Annotated in this window: 17 protein-coding genes; 11 read left to right on the top strand and 6 right to left on the bottom strand. The window is 41.3% G+C overall.

Going from position 1 to position 19,956, the window contains the following annotated elements; all coding sequences use genetic code 11:
* The first annotated feature begins 215 nt into the window (after positions 1 to 215).
* On the top strand, positions 216 to 1,697 hold the full coding sequence (locus L0657_RS04170; RefSeq protein WP_235149137.1) for an NAD(P)H-hydrate dehydratase: 1,482 nt from the start codon (positions 216 to 218) through the stop codon (positions 1,695 to 1,697).
* Positions 1,698 to 1,846: 149 nt separating this feature from the next.
* Here the strand turns inward: L0657_RS04170 and feoB are convergent, their stop codons facing one another.
* Complete coding sequence (feoB, locus tag L0657_RS04165) at positions 1,847 to 3,979, bottom strand: ferrous iron transport protein B (protein ID WP_235149136.1); 2,133 nt, start codon at positions 3,977 to 3,979, stop codon at positions 1,847 to 1,849.
* 30 nt (positions 3,980 to 4,009) lie between these two features.
* Entirely contained in the window at positions 4,010 to 4,237 is a 228-nt protein-coding gene (locus L0657_RS04160; RefSeq protein WP_090335077.1) for a FeoA family protein, read from the bottom strand.
* Between the two features lie 101 nt (positions 4,238 to 4,338).
* Between L0657_RS04160 and L0657_RS04155 the strand changes: the two genes are divergently transcribed.
* From L0657_RS04155 to ccsA (L0657_RS04130), 6 genes are all read left to right on the top strand, one after another.
* Positions 4,339 to 4,485: a hypothetical protein gene (locus tag L0657_RS04155; protein ID WP_235149135.1), complete on the top strand. Its 147-nt coding sequence runs from the start codon at positions 4,339 to 4,341 to the stop codon at positions 4,483 to 4,485.
* Positions 4,482 to 5,144, top strand: coding sequence for a heme exporter protein CcmB (locus L0657_RS04150; RefSeq protein ID WP_235149134.1), 663 nt, complete (start codon positions 4,482 to 4,484; stop codon positions 5,142 to 5,144). The genes L0657_RS04155 and L0657_RS04150 overlap by 4 nt, the downstream gene beginning before the upstream one ends.
* Before the next feature lie 95 nt (positions 5,145 to 5,239).
* Positions 5,240 to 5,938, top strand: a complete 699-nt coding sequence (ccsA, locus tag L0657_RS04145; RefSeq protein WP_235149133.1) for a cytochrome c biogenesis protein CcsA — start codon at positions 5,240 to 5,242, stop codon at positions 5,936 to 5,938.
* A 59-nt stretch (positions 5,939 to 5,997) separates the two neighbouring features.
* Positions 5,998 to 6,195: a CcmD family protein gene (locus L0657_RS04140; RefSeq protein WP_255717736.1), complete on the top strand. Its 198-nt coding sequence runs from the start codon at positions 5,998 to 6,000 to the stop codon at positions 6,193 to 6,195.
* A gap of 5 nt (positions 6,196 to 6,200) precedes the next feature.
* Complete coding sequence (locus L0657_RS04135; RefSeq protein ID WP_235149131.1) at positions 6,201 to 6,635, top strand: cytochrome c maturation protein CcmE; 435 nt, start codon at positions 6,201 to 6,203, stop codon at positions 6,633 to 6,635.
* Positions 6,632 to 9,226, top strand: coding sequence for a cytochrome c biogenesis protein CcsA (gene ccsA / locus L0657_RS04130; RefSeq protein ID WP_235149130.1), 2,595 nt, complete (start codon positions 6,632 to 6,634; stop codon positions 9,224 to 9,226). Before L0657_RS04135 ends, ccsA (L0657_RS04130) begins: the two co-directional genes overlap by 4 nt.
* A 71-nt stretch (positions 9,227 to 9,297) precedes the next feature.
* On the opposite strand, the gene L0657_RS04125 is transcribed toward ccsA (L0657_RS04130), so the two are convergent.
* Together L0657_RS04125 and L0657_RS04120 are read right to left on the bottom strand one after the other, a co-directional pair.
* Complete coding sequence (locus L0657_RS04125; protein WP_235149129.1) at positions 9,298 to 9,714, bottom strand: hypothetical protein; 417 nt, start codon at positions 9,712 to 9,714, stop codon at positions 9,298 to 9,300.
* Between the two features lie 3 nt (positions 9,715 to 9,717).
* Positions 9,718 to 12,315, bottom strand: a complete 2,598-nt coding sequence (locus tag L0657_RS04120) for a TonB-dependent receptor domain-containing protein (protein WP_235149128.1) — start codon at positions 12,313 to 12,315, stop codon at positions 9,718 to 9,720.
* A gap of 246 nt (positions 12,316 to 12,561) precedes the next feature.
* Here L0657_RS04120 and L0657_RS04115 point away from each other — a divergent pair, with 246 nt between their 5' ends.
* Both L0657_RS04115 and L0657_RS04110 read left to right on the top strand, forming a co-directional pair.
* The gene (locus L0657_RS04115) at positions 12,562 to 12,879 is read left to right on the top strand and encodes a DUF3817 domain-containing protein (RefSeq protein WP_235149127.1); all 318 of its coding nucleotides are present in this window, start codon (positions 12,562 to 12,564) and stop codon (positions 12,877 to 12,879) included.
* 95 nt (positions 12,880 to 12,974) lie between these two features.
* Positions 12,975 to 15,092, top strand: a complete 2,118-nt coding sequence (locus L0657_RS04110) for a DUF5916 domain-containing protein (protein ID WP_235149126.1) — start codon at positions 12,975 to 12,977, stop codon at positions 15,090 to 15,092.
* A 105-nt stretch (positions 15,093 to 15,197) separates the two neighbouring features.
* On the opposite strand, the gene L0657_RS04105 is transcribed toward L0657_RS04110, so the two are convergent.
* Both L0657_RS04105 and L0657_RS04100 read right to left on the bottom strand, forming a co-directional pair.
* Positions 15,198 to 16,577, bottom strand: a complete 1,380-nt coding sequence (locus L0657_RS04105; protein WP_235149125.1) for a leucine-rich repeat domain-containing protein — start codon at positions 16,575 to 16,577, stop codon at positions 15,198 to 15,200.
* Between the two features lie 175 nt (positions 16,578 to 16,752).
* Complete coding sequence (locus tag L0657_RS04100; protein WP_235149124.1) at positions 16,753 to 17,727, bottom strand: polyprenyl synthetase family protein; 975 nt, start codon at positions 17,725 to 17,727, stop codon at positions 16,753 to 16,755.
* 325 nt (positions 17,728 to 18,052) lie between these two features.
* Here L0657_RS04100 and L0657_RS04095 point away from each other — a divergent pair, with 325 nt between their 5' ends.
* Positions 18,053 to 18,961, top strand: a complete 909-nt coding sequence (locus L0657_RS04095; protein WP_235149123.1) for a patatin-like phospholipase family protein — start codon at positions 18,053 to 18,055, stop codon at positions 18,959 to 18,961.
* Between the two features lie 28 nt (positions 18,962 to 18,989).
* Complete coding sequence (locus L0657_RS04090) at positions 18,990 to 19,889, top strand: glycerophosphodiester phosphodiesterase family protein (RefSeq protein WP_235149122.1); 900 nt, start codon at positions 18,990 to 18,992, stop codon at positions 19,887 to 19,889.
* Positions 19,890 to 19,956 lie beyond the last annotated feature (67 nt).

Genomic DNA, 19,956 nt, shown 5'->3' with positions numbered 1-19,956 from the left:
AAATTGCAACTTGCTTCCAGCGGATGGGGTGACGCCCCTTCATTCAAAACAGCTATTGCGAAAACGAGTGCAAAGCTAAGATTAATTATTAATATGTGAAAGCGTTACGACAGTTTTTTGCAGATAAAATATGCCATTTTTGCAATGGAATAATATTAGTGATTGCATCCATTATCAGGATTTTAACTTTGACATCACAACTTGGATAACTGGTTATGAAAATATTAAACGCAGAACAGATTCGGGCACTCGACGCACATACAATAAAAAATGAACCCATTTCATCGCTGGATCTTATGGAACGGGCCTCGCTAGCCTTTGTAAACTGGTTTATCAATTGTTTTGATATCAGCAAATCCGTTTCCGTTTTTTGCGGAAAAGGGAATAATGGAGGTGACGGATTAGCCATTGCCAGACTCCTAAGCGAAAAAGGATTTCATGTTCGGATTTTTGTGGTAGAATATACGGAAAATGGAAGTGATGATTTTAAACAGAATCTCGAACGGCTGGAAGGAAATTTGCAGGTTCAGTCAATCTATGAATCACACGCGATGCCGGAATTGCACAGCGATCAGATTGTTATTGATGCATTGCTGGGCTCAGGACTTTCCCGCCCGGTAACTGGTTTATTACAAGAGGTTATTGAATCAATAAATCAAGCTTCGGGAACCATTATATCAGTTGATATTGCAAGTGGTTTGTATGTTGATCAAACGAAGGAAAAATCCGACACGATTGTCAAACCGAATCATACAGTTACTTTTCAGTCACCAAAACTAGCGTTTATGATGCCTCAAAACGCTGAATTTACCGGTGACTGGCACGTAGTTGATATAGGTTTAGACAAAGAATTCATTGAGCAGACTTTTACTCCATATTATTATACGGATAAATTGGCAGGCGAGGCACTGACTAAAAAACGGGAAAAGTTTTCGCATAAAGGCACCTTTGGATATGCGCTGATTTTCGCAGGAAGTTATGGTAAAATGGGCGCGGCAGTACTTTCGTCAAGAGCTTGTCTCCATTCAGGCGTCGGCTTACTGACAGTTCACGTACCGGAATGCGGCTATCAGATTTTACAAATTTCACTTCCCGAAGCGATGCTTTCTGTGGATCGTAACCAGCGGATTATTACAATCCTTCCTGAGCTGGACTCTTATTCCGCAATAGGAATAGGGCCTGGCATTGGCCAGGAACCGCTGACAGTCCGGATGCTGGATGAGCTTTTGGACAAAATAAAAGTTCCGCTAATTGTGGATGCAGATGCTTTGAATATTCTTTCCAAACATCCTGATCTGCTCGATAAACTTCCTCCCAAAACGATTTTATCACCGCACCCAAAAGAATTCCAAAGATTGGCCGGCGAATCTTCAAATGAATTTAACAGACTGGAACTTGCGAGAAATTTTGCAAAAAAATACAATGTCATTATTATCCTGAAAGGAGCATTTACTGCTGTAATACTTACAAACGGAGATGTTCATTTTAACTCAACCGGAAACGCGGGTATGGCAACGGGAGGCAGCGGAGATGTTTTGACAGGAGTTTTAACAGCTTTGCTGGCGCAAAAATATACACCTGAACAGGCTGCCATTTTTGGCGTATACCAACATGGATTGGCTGGCGACAGAGCAGCAGAAAAGAAGACCCAAACGGCTATGATTGCGTCGGATATTGTGGAGACTTTGGGCTGGTAAATTGTTTTTGTGAACTTGTTTATTACCCGTCCGACGGCAGAAAAAGCCGTCGGACGGTTCGAGCATCCCGTCGGATGGCTTTTTCGACCATCCGACGGGTAATAAAAGTTTCTATTATCTGTAATAAAAAAAACGGCAGAACTGGATAACTAGCTCATAAGCTGATAAACAGCAAATGCCGAAACATAAGCCAGTACCATCAGATATCCCAATTGAATTAACGGCCATTTCCAGCCATGCGTTTCGCGGTAAACAACTGCGATTGTGCTCATACACATCATCGCAAAAACGTAAAATATCAGCAAGGAATAGCAAACCGCGGGAGTATACATAGGCCCGCCCTGATCATTTTTCTCCTGCACAAGTCTCTGTTTTACAGTCAAAACATCCTCCGAATCTCCGCTGATGCTGTAAATAGTCGCCATAGTTCCAACGAAAACTTCGCGCGCGGCGAATGAGGCCAGTAAGGCAATTCCTATTTTCCAATCATAACCTAACGGCCGAATAGCAGGCTCAATAAACCTTCCGAAGTTCCCTGCATAAGAGTTTTCCAATCGGGCTGACGCAACGGCAGCACCCCTTTCCTCAGCCGAGGCTGAGGACATTGACATCACCACTTTTTTCTCAGCAACTTCCATATGATCACTCGGACCATATGATGATAAAACCCAGAGGATTATGGAGATCGCAAGGATAATTTTACCGGCTTCCAGCACGAAAGATTTTACGCTGTCATACATCATAAAACCAACATGTCCCCAGCGCGGAAGTTTATAAGTAGGCATTTCGAGCATGAAATAACCTGGCTCCGTTCTTTTTATAAACAAGGACAAAATCCAGGCCGAGACCAACGCACCGGCCAAACCTAAAAAGTAAAGACCGAATAAGACCAGACCCTGCATATTAAAAATCCCCAACACTTTTGTTGAAGGAATTATCAAAGCAATCAGGATACTGTAAATAGGAAGTCGGGCGGAACAGCTCATGATCGGCGTTACCAGAATAGTCAAAAGTCTCTCATGCCGACTGCTGATACTTCTGGTAGTCATAATAGCCGGCACCGCGCATGCAACACCAGAAATAAGCGGAACAACACTGCGCCCGTTCAGTCCGAATTTTCGCATTACCTTATCCATAATCACCATAACCCTGGCCATATAACCGGATTCTTCAAGCAAAGAAACCAGTCCGAAAAGAATTGCAATCTGTGGAATAAAGATAATCACCCCACCAATTCCTGCCATGATACCATCGGTTAACAAATCATTCAGAACTCCTGCCGGAAGTACTTCTTTTGTCCAACCAATCAAAGCTGCGGTATTTTCGTCAATCCAGTCCATAGGGTAAGACGCCCAGGCAAAAATGGCCTGAAAGATGACCATCAGAATTATTGCGAAAGTTACATAACCCCAGAATGGATGTAGTAAAATTTTGTCGAGTTTGCGCGTCCAAAGTGGCTGCTCAGAAATCCCTTCGGACTTTACCGCCTTATCAACGATAGGTTTGATCGTTTTATAACGCGCGATGGTTTCCTCAGCAAGAAAACCAGTTTCATCAAACTCATATTTCTCAATCAGGCCGTCAAGTTTTGCTCTTACCGGCTGTGCGAGAAAGGAAAAATTATCATGCTGACAAACATATTGTAATGCAACGTAATCATTATCAAGCTGATGCAACGATTTCACCTCTTCAATCAATGCAGGCTCATTTCCCTTCGGAACATAAAAATACTTAACTGAAGGTTTTTCTTTTTTATCCACCAGCGTACTGACAGCCTGCTGCAAGATTGGAACGCCCTCACCTGTGCGCGCATTTATTTTCACCACCGGCACATTTAACTGCATTGCCAGCTGAACCGCGTTGACCGTCAATTTCATACTTGCCGCAACATCCAGCATATTCAATGCCAGAATAGTCGGTAAACCGAGATCATTTATTTCCGTAAAAAGAAGAAGATTTCTTTGAAGATTCGAAGCATCTACAACCACAATCACAGCATCAGGATAGTCCGGATGTTTTGGGTTTGCCAAAATATCCATCACAACGCCTTCATCCGCAGACTTTGGATATACGCTGTATGTCCCGGGTAAATCCACAACAGTTACATCTCTGTCCGGTTGTCCACTCCCACCAACTAATCTGAAAGTACCTGATTTTTTCTCTACCGTAACTCCCGGAAAATTCCCTGTTTTTTGTCGTAAGCCTGTTAAAGCATTAAATAATGTTGATTTTCCGGCATTAGGGTTTCCTACGAGGGCAATTTTTATATTTTCTTGTTTCAATGGTAATAGCAAAAAAGAACGAGAAACGAGCTATTCAATTTCTATTGTTGAAGCTTCGTTTAAGCGTAAAGATAAAGAATAACAACCACCTACATTTATACAAATCGGGTCGCCCAGAGGGGCAACCGCATCCAGACGTACCTCACAACCTGGCACACATCCCATTTCCAATAATTTCAAAGACATCAGGCGATCGGAAAATGATCTGATGACTGCCTTCTCCCCTTTTTGGAGCTGAGAAACTGTACGAACTGACATATTAGCTTATTTAGATTAAATATACGTAAGTGCAAATTAAGCATTCTCTGCCCGGATTTCAAACAGTTACGTGATCATTTAACAAAACCCTGCTATAAATCATGCAAAAACATCCCGTTTATATTATTACGCTCGGGTTTTGTGTCGTACTTTTGCAACGCGAAAGGCCAATGTCTGAAAGCAAGAGTAACAAAAATAATCACCGCGCCGGAAGCCGACAGCTGACTGCCGATAGCAAAAAGTATTGAGCGAGATAAAAACCCTCATTTGGAAAGAAGTGACGCTGGAATGGCGACAAAAATATGCGTTGAGTGGTATGTTACTCTATGTAGTATCCACAGTATTCGTATGTTACCTCAGTTTTAATCTTCGCCGGGGCCAACTCACTCCTATTGTTTGGAATACACTTTTCTGGATCATTATTTTGTTTACGGCCGTGAATGCAATTGCAAAAAGTTTTTCGCAGGAACGTTATGGGCGCTTGATTTACTATTACAATCTATGCAGTCCGCAGGCCATCATTGTTTCAAAAATTATTTACAATTCCCTGATCATGCTGCTGCTTGCCGGAATCGGTTTTGGCTTTTATGCATTTGTAATGGGAAATCCGGTTCAGGATGTAGGGTTGTATCTGATATGTATTTTATTGTCTGCAATTGGTTTCGCTTCGGTACTTACGTTGGTAGCCGGAATAGCTTCGAAAGCAGAGAATAATGCAACGCTAATGGCCGTTTTAAGCTTTCCGATCATACTGCCAATGCTTTTAATGACCATACGTTTGGCAAAAAATGCAATGGATGGGTTGGACTGGAGTGTCAGCGTTGACGAAATCACCACGCTGTTATCCATCGATTTAATTGTTATCACATTGAGTTACCTGCTTTTCCCCTTTTTATGGAGAAGCTAATTTATTTACCAATAACCGGAATGAGATTTAACTAAATATTGTTATAACTCAACCAGCTTTTTTACCAAAATCAGTACCCTAATAATCAATATATTATGAAGAAATATTGGTGGAAGATTCTTTGTATACTCATATTATTCTACGTTGTTATCGTAGGATTTATGGGACCAGTTCCACATCAGCCTATATTAAACGAAAGTATCCGGAATACGTATTTTCATGTCGCCTTGTGGATGTCCATGACGATAATGCTTTTCACATCCATGATTTTCGCTTTCAAATATTTAAGAAGCGGTTCGCTGGATCATGACGACAAAGCGAGTGAATTTGCAAAGGGAGGTTTGTTTTTCGGCATTTTGGGTTGTCTTACGGGTTCGGTTTGGGCGAATTATACCTGGGGCGATCCATGGCCTAATGATCCAAAACTGAACGGCGCGGCGGTTGGGATGTTGATGTACCTGGCTTATATGTTGCTTAGAAGTTCATTCGAAGACGAGCAGCGCAAGGCAAGAATCTCATCTGTTTATAACATTTTGGCTTTCGCTGTTTTCATTCCATTGATCTATATTCTGCCAAGATTAACAGACTCGCTACACCCTGGAAACGGTGGAAATCCGGCATTCAGCTCGTATGACATGAATAATGAAATGCGTAAAGTGTTTTATCCTGCGATTATTGGCTGGACCCTTATGGGCGTTTGGCTGATTGAACTTAGAGTGAGAGTGAAAAGAATTAACAGATACCTGCGCGAAAATATTGCGAACACGAATACTGCCGTCAGCGCGCACCAATAACAATCAAAGTTTAATTTCGTTAAGATTATATCATCATGAAAAAAATAATTCTCCTTTTAATGACGCTCTTGTCCTTGCCGCAAATCCTGCTTGCCCAAGCTGGCGATCAGGTAGAAATGGCTGACAAACTGAGAGCAGATGGAAAGATTTGGGTTGTCGTGGCTGTTGTGGCTATCGTTCTGGCAGGTATAGCGATCAATATGTTTCGCGTGGATTCCAAGGTTAGTAGAATTGAAAAAGAGTTAAATATCAAGTAAATAATATGAAAAAGATCCAATTATTAGGTCTTATTATAATCGCCGTTGCTATTGGAATTATCGTTTCAACCGCAGGTGATGCAAGTACTTATGTTGATTTCGGGAAAGCCAAAGAAATGGCGGAAGACGGTGATAACGAAAGTATTCACGTAGTTGGGAAGTTGCCGAAAAATGCTTCCGGACAGATTGTCGATATGCAGTACTATCCGGAGATTGACCCCAATTATTTTGAATTTTCTTTGATCGATAATAAAAATATGGTTCAAAAGGTGGTTTACAGAAGTACAAAACCGCAGGACTTTGACAAATCAGAACAGGTTGTGGTCGTTGGAAAAATGGAGAATGGCACCTTTGCAGCAGAGAAAATCCTGATGAAGTGTCCTTCGAAATATGAAAACGGTAAAATGGAAACGACTGAGGCAACCGCATCTAAATCATGATTCATACTACCATCGGAAGTGCAGGCCACCTGCTCACAATCATTGCATTTGCATCTGCTTTGCTGGCGGTTTTCGCTTATTTCAAAGCAGGACTTATCGGAACTCCGTTAGGCGAGGTTTCGTCCTGGAAAAAATATGCCAGAGTTGTATTCTCAATTCACGCATTATGTGTTCTGGGAATTGTTTTTTCGCTATACTGGATTATCGGAAATCACTATTTCGAGTATCACTATGCGTGGAAAAACTCCTCGCTTTCTTTACCAACCGGTTACACGATTTCCAGTTTCTGGCAGGATCAGGAAGGTAGTTTTTTACTTTGGATTTTCTGGAATGTCGTACTTGGCTCGATCCTGATTTTCTCGAACCGTTCATGGGAAGCTCCTGTTATGACCATTTTTGCATTGGTTCAAGCGTTTTTGACTTCCATGATCCTGGGTGTCGTAATTCCGGGTCTTGATCTGAAAATTGGCTCAACACCTTTCCTTTTGATGAAGGAAGTAATGCCGGATCTTCCTGTATACCAGATGGATCCTAACTTTATCGCCAAAGACGGCAACGGTTTAAATCCGCTTTTACAGAATTACTGGATGGTTATCCACCCGCCGACTTTATTCCTTGGTTTTGCTACAACACTGATTCCATTCTCCTTCGCGATTGCTGGTTTATGGACTAAAAAAATACATGAATGGGTTCGTCCTGCGTTGCCATGGGCTTTGTTCTCAGCTTTGGTTCTGGGCGTTGGTATTTTGATGGGAGCTTACTGGGCTTATGAAACGCTTAATTTCGGCAGTTACTGGAACTGGGATCCGGTGGAAAACTCTTCTATCGTTCCCTGGCTGATCCTGATTGCGGCGATTCACACCATGATCATTGCAAGAAGAAATGCAACTGCGCTTAAAACGTCCTTTATCCTCGCTATTGCAACTTTTATCCTGATCCTTTATTCTACGTTTATGACGCGTAGCGGGGTTTTAGGAAATGCGTCGGTCCACTCATTTACTGATTTGGGATTGTCCGGTCAGTTGCTGATTTACCTTCTGACTTTCACAGTTGTTGCCATTGCGTTATTGATATATCGCTGGAAAGACCTGCCTTCGGACGAAGAAGAAGTTTCTACTTATTCTCAGGAATTCTGGATTTTTATCGGTGCTACTTTACTCTGTCTTTCCGGTTTCCAGATCTTGGCGACTACTTCTATTCCGGTTTATAATAAAATTGCAGAAGCTTTTGGAGGCGTATTGAATATGGCGCTTCCAGCTGATCAGATTGCACATTACAATAAATTCCAGTTGTGGTTTTTCTCACTAATCATCGTGCTTACCGGTATCGGTCAGTATTTCTGGTGGAAACGTGTGGGAAAAGACAAATTGCAGGTTTTATACAATCCGTTGCTTATAGCATTAATAATCAGTGCGGCGGTCATTACTTACCAGGGAATTAAAGAAATCCAGTATATTGTACTTCTGACTACGTCAATTTTCGCGATCGTTTCCAATGGAGCTATTCTCTTTCAGATTCTTAAAGGGAATTACAGCTTATCCGGCGGCGCAGTTACGCATATCGGTGTAGCTTTGATGCTTCTTGGAATTCTGTTTTCTTCTGCCTATACCAGGGTGGTTTCGATCAACAATTCCGGTTTGATGATTTCCCGTAGCGCAGAATTTACTAATAACGATAATAAAGAAAACAAGGAAAACATAACTCTGTGGCTGAATAAGCCTGAAAAAATGGGTGACTACATGTTGACCTGGCGCGATGTCCGCGTGGAACCCCGTCATATTCCTGGTTATATTCCAAAAAGCTGGGTGGATATGATCGAGAATGATTTCCATGCCGTTGCACTTCGTGATATTGTTGTTAATGATAAAAAGTACAATTCAAAAGGCGACACGATTGAAGTTTTTCCTGAGAATTTCTATTACGAAATTGAGTACCGCGAACCGTCAGGACGTGTTTTCAACCTGTTCCCTCGTGCACAGATCAATCCGAGAATGGGTTTGGTCTCGTCTCCTGACATTCAGCGCGAACTGGATAAAGATTTGTATACCTACGTTTCGATGGTGACAAATCCGACGGCAGAGCCAGTTTGGAGCCCGACTGAAAATTTCACGATCAGTATGCGTGATACCTTTTTTGTAAACGACTATGTTGCAATTCTGGAAAACGTGGTACGGACGGAAGAAGTTGAGGGAATGAAACTTGGCGAAGGCGATGCTGCTGTTAAAGCCATGATCCGTGTGCTTGATAAGGATCAGGAATTTGTTATAACGCCTTCTTTTGTGATACGTGATCGTTTGGTTGCCCGCAAACCGGAAGTAAATAAAGACCTTGGTTTCCGTGTTCAGTTCCAGGAAATCGATCCTTCAACGGGAAAATTCACTTTTGCCGTGAACACGACTCAACGCGACTTTATTGTGATGAAAGCAACTGAAAAGCCTTTGATCAATATCCTTTGGCTGGGTACTTTTGTACTGGTTATCGGGTTTATTATGGCAACGGTTCGTCGCTTCAAAGACTTCATAAAAATGCGCGATAAGGAAAATGCAGGTGTTTTAAAACCAAAGACAAACAGAAAAGCTGCTGCGGTTTAAGTATCAATAAACACTAAAAAAATAACCAGCCGGAACATTCGGTTGGTTATTTTTTTAGTTAAAAGTACTTTTCAATTTGGTTTAACTAGTTTGTCTTTCTCAGGATCAAAAGCTCTGTATTTTGATTTATAAAAAACAATTTCGTCTTCATAAACTTTAAAACTGGTTTCCGGACACTCTTTTTTCACCTCTTCCAAGCGATGCGTCGCCAGTTTTTCATCCAGCTGCCAGAATAAGTTTTTCGTATATGAATCGAAATCCTGATCAAGAACTTTCTGCAAAATTCTGATATTCGTTATACCCTTATCCAAACCTGGCAATACTTGGACCTGATCAAGCTGGTTTTCACTGAAACGAAACCGTTGAAATTCTTCCTTTTCGCTACGGAGTTTATCAGCTTCCCGGAATGTGTCCGTCAGTAACGAACAAGGCTGAGCATAACTGATCGTTGAAAACAATAAAAAGGCACTGATAAAATACGACTTCATGACTCAGAAATGGTAATAAATTTTGGTAAAGAAAAACGAACCATTATTTCCGGCCTGCACGGAATCCCAGGCACCGCCGGATTCTGTCCGGTTTGCTCTTGACATGGTGGGATATGCATTTAGCAAATTACTTCCACCAACCGCCAACGATAATTTTTCATTTACTTTTAAACCCAATGTCGCATCCGCCTGGATCATGGATTTATAAGTATCAATAAAATCGTTTTCGGTAAATGGCTTTCCACTTCTGTCTCTTGCCCCGAAATTCCGGTTGATTAATTGAATCTTGTCAAAATAGGTACCACGGACCATAAGTGTAAGCGAGCCGACATTGTAATCCAACGTCAGATTAATCTTCATCGGAGGCGCAGAGGCCAGGATAAAATAACGTTCTCGTCGGTCAAGATAATTTGCCTGTTTTCCGTCCAGTCTTTCATGCGTTTTTATTGTATCAATACTCATCGTGTTATAGTTCGCTGATAGTATCGTAGTCAATTTCCCTGTTCCAAGCTCAGAAATATATTTCAAAGTCAGATCAGCACCCGCCGTTGAGGTTGTCAACGAATTTGTAAAAAAACGGACTTGTGCAACATTAAGCCTTTTTAGTACTGCTCCTATCTGTCTGTCATTTGCATCAACGGCTCCTGTTAAAATAATCCGGTTCTGAACTCTGACATAATATCCGTCCAGGGCAACAGAAAAATTCTTATCAGAGGCGAAAATAATCCCGGCACTTCCATTATGTGAAATTTCCATTTTCAGGTCTGGCGCTGCAATCGCTTTGCTAACCTCACTTCCAGACCTTGTGATGACATTAGATTGTGGCCATTCAAGGTTTGCCAAAGAAGGTATGAGAATATCATAACTGTAATGCTGCTGAGCCAATGAAGGCGCTCTGAAACCCAGTCCGTATGCACCCCGAACACTAAGCGCATCCGTAATCTTGTACCGCACACCCGCTTTTCCGCTCACAGCACTTCCCAGATCGTTGTAATAATCAAAACGACCGGCTGCATTTACCGAAAAACTTTCGTCAAATTTTGCTTCGATATCTACGTATCCTGCTGCATTATATCTTTTCTGGTCAATTGCTTCCGTATCTCCATATCCTTTAAAACCCTGCGCACCGCCAAATTTTAAAGGATTGTAGGTTCTCCACGAAAGCGGATTTCCAACATTAATCTTATAACGATCCGACCGGTATTCCGCGCCAAAAGCCAAATGAACGCCATTCAGGATATCATCATAAAAAGTTGAGATATCAAGATTGGACACATTTTGTGATGTCTGAAAACCTCCTGCTTCAAAAACAGATCGCGTTGTATCCATTCCGAAGGATTTGTTTAGAGAATTTTTCACTTTGTAGCTGAACTTATTAAAACCGTAAGTGTGGCTCAGATCAACATTGAACCGATTCCAAACTGTCCTGACGCCAAGCGTAATCGATCTGTCATCGACGACTCTGGATACCAGCGGATCGAAACCATTTGGATATAACTTGATAAAATTAGTCGAGTCCTTTGCGCCGCGTGTCCAGCCATAAGTTTCGCCCTGTCGATAACTGGCCGTTCCGAAACTATATATTTCGGTTTTTCTGTAGACAGGAATTACGGTGTTGTAACTTAGGCTTCCGTTATAAATTCTCGGATCGCCAAACTGTTTTCTTACCAAAGAATCATCCTGTGTATCGGCGCGATTGGTATGGTCCAAAAAATTATAGTCGGCCGTTACATTCAGAAAACCTGCCTTAGCGATTTTCGTCCCATAATTAATATTTCCGTTATAATTTAATCCATCCCAACTGCTCGAATCACGGTTGAATTTTGCCATACGGATTCCACCATTTGCATTGGCCGTAAATCCATCCGTATTTTCTTTTAAAACAATATTGATGACACCGGAAACCGCATCCGAACCGTACTGAGCAACGGCGCCATCCCGTAAAATTTCGATCCGGTCGATAGAGGCAACAGGAATTGTACTGAAATCAAAACTTGTATTGCCTCGTCCTCGTGTTCCTGACAAATTAATCAATGAGGATTGGTGGCGCCTTTTTCCATTCACCAGAACCAACATCTGATCCGGCCCCATACCATGAATTGAAGAAGCGTCTATCAGATCTGTGCCATCCGCACCAAGTTGTCTGTTTGAGTTAAATGATCCGGAAACATACTGGAGCAGCTGCGGAAGATCGAACTGCCCATTCAGACCAGCGATTTTTTTTACATCAATAATTTCAACAGGTGATACTAAATCTGCTTCCGTACTATTCAGATTACGCGAACCCACGATACCTTTTTGCCGGGACTTCGATATAGCGTTGAGAACAAAATTTTGCGTACCAATTCCCTTTATGTCTCTTTTAACCTTGTAAAAACCTTCCGCCGTCACGATGAGTGTTGCATTTCCGTAATGCACTCGCATTTCATAGATACCGTATTGATTTGTGGTAGCGTTGGCATTTGTTCCTGACTCCTGAACCAACACCCCTCCTATTCCTTTTCCTTCTTCGTTTTTAATAATTCCTGCTACTTTGTATTTCTGGGCAATTGCTGGTGAGACAATTAATACCATGAAGAAGGAAAAAAATAATTTACTCACTGTCTATGAGATTAGTTAAGTTGATGAAATGCTGGTGCCATTAAGTAAAAACTTTGCAAGTTCCACCTTTGTTTTAAATTCAGGAAAATTTTTTCACATTATTAATAGGAAAGTTTGAGCTATATCCACGTTTCCGTTCTTTTTTCTCGCACACTGAGGCATTTATGCTGCTCGACTGCTCCCGTAAACCGCTTAAATGTTATCTTTACAATTGAACGATGCATTTTAAATTACTCTTTATTATTCATGTTAGCCAATTTACTCAAAACTGCTTTGGGCAGACTACGTTTTATTGCATTTCTTGAAGGTACCTCATTATTGATTCTCCTGGGTATTGCAATGCCCTTAAAATATTGGGCTGGTTACCCGCAACCCGTCCGTTTTGTTGGTATGGCCCATGGCGTACTATTTATTCTATATGTCGTACTGCTGGTCCAGGTGGTGTTTGAATATAGCTGGGGCTGGAAAAAGTTTTTTTTGGGCCTTTTTGCCTCTGTCATTCCATTCGGAACATTCTACGCTGATGCTAAAATTTTTAAAGAACCCAATCAAGATTCCTTGTAAATTTTTTATCAATTCATATTCCTACCCATAACGAAAAAGTGCTACCTAAATCTTTAATTAAATTATTGCTATGTTTTTTTCTCATTGGAAATTGCATGGCGCAAAAACCCAATGAAGAATTCCAATACCACATTCACCCCGCCCCTTCGCCTGTAAATGTCGACGGTGACCCAGACGATCCCGCCTGGGAATCTGCTGAAACGGCCACAAATTTTTTCATGGTCACACCGATGGATACCAGTTATTCGCGCGCGCAGACGACAGTCAAAATGTCTTATGACGCGAATAATATCTATATCCTGGTCGTGAATTATAAAACTGTCAAAAATTCCATCATTGTAGAATCACTTAAACGTGATTTTAATTTTGGAAAAAATGACAACTTTTTACTTTTCATGGATACTTTCGACGACCGCACCAACGGATTTTCTTTTGGTGCAAATGCCGCTGGTGCTCCATGGGACGGCCAGATGGGTGACGGCGGAACGGTTGACCTCAGCTGGGATAACCGTTGGGTAAGCGAGGTGAAAAACGATCCGGATAAGTGGGTTTGGGAGGCCTCCATCCCATTTAAAAGTATTCGTTATAAGTCGGGAATTGCTCGTTGGGGTATCAATTTCAGCCGCCAGGATTTAACGATTTCGGAAAAATCAGCCTGGGCTCCTGTGCCCAGACAGTTTCCTTCGGCAGCTTTGGCCTACACAGGGGTACTGGTCTGGGATCAGCCGCCACCAAGTCCGGGACCAAATATTTCTGTTATTCCGTATGCCGCGACGCGGCTAACAAGAGACTTCCAGAACGATCAATCCAATAAATACAAAACCAATATTGGCGGTGATGTCAAAATCGGCTTGTCTCCTTCCCTCAATCTTGACCTGACTGTCAATCCTGATTTTTCGCAGGTTGATGTCGATGTGCAGCAAACCAATCTTAACCGTTTTGAATTATTCTTTCCTGAGCGAAGACAGTTTTTTCTGGAAAACGCTGATTTGTTCGCGAACTTCGGGTACGCTACCATTCGGCCATTTTTCTCACGGCGCATCGGTTTGGGCGTTCCGATACAATTTGGAGCGCGGATGAGCGGTAAATTAAACAAGAATTGGCGGATCGGCGTTTTAGATGTTCAGACTGGTTCGCAGGATACTATTCCAAAAAATAATTATGCCGTTTTCGCTTTGCAAAGACAAGTTTTTGCCCGCTCAAATGTCCGTTTTATTTTTATAAACCGGGATGCTGTAAATTATTCACTGGAAAAAAATCAGTACACAAACCGATATAACCGGAACATCGGAGCGGAGTATAATCTTGCGAGCGTCAATAATTTGTGGACGGGAAAAGTGATGTTTTTAAAATCCTTCACGCCTGGCAGATCAAGCGATGATTTTGTTCATGCGGCGGATTTAAAATTCAGCAGGGCAAATTTTTTCTGGCAGTGGCAGCATGAATATGTCGGAGCAAATTACAATGCAGAAGTCGGTTATGTTCCCAACGCAACCCGAAATGGTTATTACAAGATTAGTCCGACGGTAGGGTATTTGTTTTTTATAAAAAATCCAAAAATCATTAGTCACGGCCCAAAATTCGTGAGCAATATTTATTGGGACAAACAGATGTCGCTGAGCGACCGTGAATTAACTTTCTCCTATAACCTGAATTTCATCACCCGAGCGACAATTTCTGCTTATTTGACAAGTAACTACACCCGACTGCTTCGTCCTTTTGATCCAACCAATCTAGGAAAAGAAAGGCTCGCCACAGGTACTGAACACAATTGGACATCCGGTGGATTTGAAATCATATCTGGCCCGCAGAAGCAATTTACCTATACATTCGCCGGACTTTTTGGCGGATATTATAACAACGGAACCCGAACTAATTTAAGGACAGAACTCGGTTACCGTGTGCAGCCTTATGTGGCCATTGCGCTCGCAGGAAATTATAACGACATTCATTTGAACGCTCCCTGGAACCGCACGCAACTTTGGCTTGTCGGCCCGCGCATTGACGTGACCTTCCGTAATAATTTATATTTTACAACTTTCGCTCAATACAACAATCAGGCAGATAATATCAACCTGAACTCTCGTCTGCAATGGCGATACAAACCGGCGTCGGATTTGTTTATCGTTTATACAGATAACTATTTACCAGAAAATTTTATGGTCAAAAGCAGGGCCATTGTTCTTAAGCTTACCTATTGGTGGAATTTGTAAGAAAATCCTCTGTAAAATTAACTTCTGAAAAGGTAGATGCACTACTTTTTCAGAAGTTATAAAAAAAGAGCCATCAATTATTCAGCTTTCAGGCGGGAGTACTTTTCAATAAAAAACCTCAACATTGTTCTTTTTTAAAACCCCAAGCTGATGCTCGTATTTAATGTCCATGTCCTTCCCAACGAACGGATTGCCTTGTAAATAAAGCTTGTCCAGCTTTTTAATTTCCAGTAATTTTTCCGGAAATGCAGAAAAATTATTGGATGAAATATCCAGTTCCTTCAAGTCTTGCAAAGAAGCTAACTCAGCAGGGAAATTTGTAAACCAGTTAAAACCCAGATCCAGAATATTAATTTTATTCATTTTCGAAATACTTTCAGGAAGCGCGCTCAACCTGTTGTGGTGTGCGTAAAAAGTATGCACCTTTTTCAGGCGGTTCATTTTGGGTGGTAATGTTGTAATCTGGTTATGGGAGATCGCCAAATGTGTTATATTTTTCAGCTTGGTCAACGAATTTGGAAGCTTTTCAAATTGATTATAATACAGATCCAGCACTTCCAGATTTTTCATCTTTTTGATTCCTTTCGGCAAAACTGCCAATTCAGATTTATAAAAATTAAGATCCCTAATTTGTTTCAATTTTTTAAAACTTCGGTTTGATAACGCCGATAATGAATTACCACCCAGCCATAAGCTTGCTAGTTTTTTGCAGTTTCGGGCGGCGTCCGGAATATTTGTAAATTTATTTTCCCTAATATTAAGTACTTCCAACGTACTGTTTTTAGACAATACAAGTCCATCATTTGTCAATACATTGTTTTGTATATGGAGCTGTTTTAATCGTGGTAATTTGGTGAAGTCAATCTGCACCATTTCTAATCCATTATTGCTAAGGTATAACTCTTCAAGATTCGGAAACCTGTAAATCACTTCTGGCAACGAGTTCAAATCCAACTGATTGAAGAAAATTCGTTTAATTTTAAGAGTATCCACGAATACCAGAGCATCTTCAATCGTTACGACAGAGCTGTCTGTTTTTCTTACTTCTCTTTTTACAATGAATTTTCCAAAATATCTGAATCCCATAAATCGAACAGGTTTTGAAGGCTTTACTGTCATTTCCCAAGTCACCGCAGAAGCTGTAAATGCCTTTTTTATTACTTGATTCAGTGAGTCATTATCGTATTTTGGGGAGTGCTCAACGTTAAAAATTAAATAATCAATTTTTCCACTGGCATTAACAAAAACTTGCATTTCGACACCGACTCCGGGATTGAGATTTTCAGGCAAAACCTTTGCCAATGCTGCATCAAACAATTTCATTACATCCTGCATCGATCCGGTGATAGATTCCTCCGAATAGGATACCGGAAGATCGTCCGCTTTGAAGTTTTCTTTTGTCGCTTCTTCCCTGGTTAGAATTTTAGGCTGTGCCAATACTTCATTCACCAGAAGTCCAAGGATAATCATTAGTATTATTTTCATGACGGCTATGATTTATATACGAATCAAAGATAACTAAAAGCTTAGTCAAGAAAAATAATTTATATAATTTTCTTATACACGACCGGAATGGCGCGCGCTTTTTGGCCGGACGGTGCCGGAAATATTTGACGGAAAATCATTAACCTAGCGGGTTTCGTCTGCTGCGTTAGACAGACTATTTACTGCGTTCAATGGTATACTGAACCAGATGTTCCAATGCTGTCCGGTGAGATGACTCTGCAAAATCATGCAACAGGGTTCGTGCCTCTTCCACATAACGCTCCATCACTTGCTGCGCATATTTCAAACCACCCGAGTCTTTTACGAAAGCAATGACTTCAAGCACCTTGTTTGGCTTATGACTTTCGTTGCGGATAATATTGATCATTTTGCGTTTTTCGAGCCACGACGCTTTGTTAAGTGCGTAGATCAAAGGAAGTGTCATTTTCTTTTCCTTAATATCAATGCCCAGAGGTTTCCCAATTTCATCTTCGCCGTAATCAAAAAGGTCGTCTTTGATTTGAAAAGCGATACCAACTTTCTCACCAAAAGCGTGCATTTTTTTGATCGTCTCTGCGTTGGATCCAACCGAACAAGCACCGACTGCGCAACAGGACGCGATTAACGAAGCTGTTTTCTGCCTGATAATTTCATAATAAACCTCTTCGTTGATATCCAGCCTGCGCGCTTTTTCGATTTGTAATAATTCACCTTCACTAATCTCGCGCATAGCTGTTGAAACGATTTTCAGCAGCTCAAATTCATTATGTTCAACCGAAAGCAGAAGTCCGCGTGACAGCAAATAATCACCCACGAGGACGGCAATTTTATTTTTCCATAATGCGTTAACAGAGAAAAATCCGCGGCGGTAGTTAGAATCGTCCACAACATCGTCATGGACAAGCGTAGCAGTATGTAAAAGTTCGATAAAAGAGGCTCCCCGGTAAGTGGATTCTGTGATGGGACCGCAAACGCCGGCAGATAAAAAAACAAACATGGGCCTGAGTTGTTTTCCTTTACGACGTACGATGTAATTCATAATCTGGTCGAGCAGCATTACATCACTTTTCATAAACTGTCGAAACTTGTGCTCGAAAGCCTTCATTTCATCTGCAATAGGAGCTTGAATATCCTTTATTGAAAGGGTCATATTAATTATAGGAAGTCTTACGTTACTTCCAGATATAAAAAGGCGATATGCAACAGTTTAGTTCAACAAAAAATCGATTTATCAACTCCTGCACTTTAATCTTCAAATTTGGAATAAAATCTTCTCTTTATACCTATTTTAGAATGAAAATGTTTAAAATTGAAAATTATGATATTACCGGATTATAGGATTGAGTAGAACCTCGTTGAAAAACCGTTATGTAGACGGCCGGTTAAAAAGTAAGGAATTTGTAAGTAAATAAACTTAAAAGCATCTTATCACCACTAGCTGAAAGCCGAAAGCTGACAGCCGAAAGCAAATATTTATGAAAGCACTCGTGCTTGGAGGCGGATCCATGAAAGGCGCGTTTCAGGTTGGAGCGATCCAGTCAGTACTCGAAAATGGATTTGAACCTGATATGGTTTATGGAATTTCTGTCGGAGCGCTCAACGCTACCTTTCTGGCCAATGAAACCGGCCGTCAAAACAGTGAAGAAGGAAAAATATCCTGGCCATTTGCAGGAAGAAAATTGCTGGAATTCTGGGTCAAGAATATTACGCAGCCTCAGGATATTTCTACGCTTCGGTCGCGCGTTATGTTAGGTATGAACACGTTAATGAGCAGGTTCGACGGATTGGTTGATCCAGCACCTTTACATCTGCTGATACGCAAAAATGTGAAGGATAAATATTTGAAACATACGCCGGTAAAAATTAAAGTTGGAGCGGTAAATGTTCAGAGCGGCGAGATAAAATATGTTACGCCGCAAGAACCGCATTTTCTTGATTTTGTTCGTGCAAGCTCCTCCATTCCGATGCTGATGCCAGCTATCGCAATTGGGAATAAGATGTATCTGGACGGCGGATTACGCGAGGTGGCGCCTATCCGACAGGCGATTGCTGACGGAGCAACGGAAATTGTGATCATTGCCTGTCACTCCCCGCACTTGTACCAACCGGAAGATATGAACCCACAAAACCTGATAACACTTGTGGAACGGGTTCGGGACATAACAGTTAACGAATATGCCAACAGCAATATAATCTGGGCAGAATCTTATGTTGACCGTTCCATTTTAAGGGGCGTTCCTATGAAACTGACAGTCATCCGTCCAACTTCGCCGCTTGTTCTGGATATGCAGCATTTTAATTCAGAAGATATTTCAAGGTTAATTATTGAAGGTTACCGGGTGGCGGTCGAGACGCAGAATAAAATGGCAGAAGTAAAAGAGTGATCGAAAACCTGATTAAAAAATTTAGCTAATGTTAGCACAACGTTTGAAAAACCCTTACCCTATTTTATTGTTTATATTGATAACATCCTGTGTTCCGTCCCGCCAATTTTCGTCAGTTACTTATAACTGCAATTTTAGCAAGACAGGAAGTTTAAAAGCGCATCTGAAGCCGTCCAACCGGTTTGTTCCGATGATCATGGCACATCAGGGCGGAATTGAAGACGGATATCCGGGAAATTGTATTGCGACCTTTGAAAATACATACCAGAATGTGCCTTGTGTATTGATGGAATTTGATATCAGAATGACTGCCGACAGCCAGCTTGTTCTGTCGCATGACAATGAATTGAACATACGCACAAACGGAACAGGATTATTAAATCAGCAGCAGTGGAAAGATGTTAAAAACCTGCGTTTAAAAGATGAAAAAGGACTTTTGACAAAAAATAAAATCCCCTCTTTCAAAGAAGTGCTGGATTGGAGCAAAGACAAAAACCTGGTTCTGATCGTCGACAAAAAGCCGGAAACGGATATCGTGAAAACGATTAAAATGTTGAAAGATAACAACGCGGTACACAAATCAGTGGTGATCTGTTATTCCCTGGAGGAAGCTAAAAAGGTGCATGAACTGGAACCAAATCTGATGCTCGCCGTTGGTTTTAATAGCTGGGAGCATATTACGAATGTTGAGAAATCAGGGCTTCCGTTAGAAAATCTTGTTGCACTGACGCCCAGGGAACTGCAACCTGAGGAATTTTATTTGAAAGTGCATTCTATGAAAATAGTTACTTCGCTGGGCACTAACGGAAATATTGATACTTTAAATACTGAAATTTCCGCGCCCATGTACAATAAGATCTGGGAAAGCGGCGCTGACATTATCTGCACTGATCAACCCATATTTGTGCATTCTTTGTTTCAAAAATAAATTTGAAACCAATAAAAAATCGCCGTGTCGACAATCCGACACGGCGATTTTTTATTTTCTAAACTTG

The organism is Dyadobacter sp. CY345 (assembly GCF_021502725.1).
Classification (GTDB): Bacteria; Bacteroidota; Bacteroidia; order Cytophagales; family Spirosomataceae; genus Dyadobacter.
This window is presented reverse-complemented; position numbering and strand designations above follow the sequence as displayed.

Excerpts from the sequence above, each read along its gene's own strand:
- L0657_RS04125 (WP_235149129.1), bottom strand. The coding sequence starts at position 9,714 with ATGAAGTCGTATTTTATCAGTGCCTTTTTATTGTTTTCAACGATCAGT.
- ccsA (WP_235149130.1), top strand. The coding sequence starts at position 6,632 with ATGATTCATACTACCATCGGAAGTGCAGGCCACCTGCTCACAATCATT.
- L0657_RS04160 (WP_090335077.1), bottom strand. The coding sequence starts at position 4,237 with ATGTCAGTTCGTACAGTTTCTCAGCTCCAAAAAGGGGAGAAGGCAGTC.
- L0657_RS04140 (WP_255717736.1), top strand. The coding sequence starts at position 5,998 with ATGACGCTCTTGTCCTTGCCGCAAATCCTGCTTGCCCAAGCTGGCGAT.
- L0657_RS04110 (WP_235149126.1), top strand. The coding sequence starts at position 12,975 with ATGGCGCAAAAACCCAATGAAGAATTCCAATACCACATTCACCCCGCC.
- L0657_RS04135 (WP_235149131.1), top strand. The coding sequence starts at position 6,201 with ATGAAAAAGATCCAATTATTAGGTCTTATTATAATCGCCGTTGCTATT.
- L0657_RS04090 (WP_235149122.1), top strand. The coding sequence starts at position 18,990 with ATGTTAGCACAACGTTTGAAAAACCCTTACCCTATTTTATTGTTTATA.
- L0657_RS04155 (WP_235149135.1), top strand. The coding sequence starts at position 4,339 with ATGCAAAAACATCCCGTTTATATTATTACGCTCGGGTTTTGTGTCGTA.
- L0657_RS04170 (WP_235149137.1), top strand. The coding sequence starts at position 216 with ATGAAAATATTAAACGCAGAACAGATTCGGGCACTCGACGCACATACA.
- L0657_RS04095 (WP_235149123.1), top strand. The coding sequence starts at position 18,053 with ATGAAAGCACTCGTGCTTGGAGGCGGATCCATGAAAGGCGCGTTTCAG.
- L0657_RS04105 (WP_235149125.1), bottom strand. The coding sequence starts at position 16,577 with ATGAAAATAATACTAATGATTATCCTTGGACTTCTGGTGAATGAAGTA.
- ccsA (WP_235149133.1), top strand. The coding sequence starts at position 5,240 with ATGAAGAAATATTGGTGGAAGATTCTTTGTATACTCATATTATTCTAC.
- L0657_RS04115 (WP_235149127.1), top strand. The coding sequence starts at position 12,562 with ATGTTAGCCAATTTACTCAAAACTGCTTTGGGCAGACTACGTTTTATT.
- L0657_RS04100 (WP_235149124.1), bottom strand. The coding sequence starts at position 17,727 with ATGACCCTTTCAATAAAGGATATTCAAGCTCCTATTGCAGATGAAATG.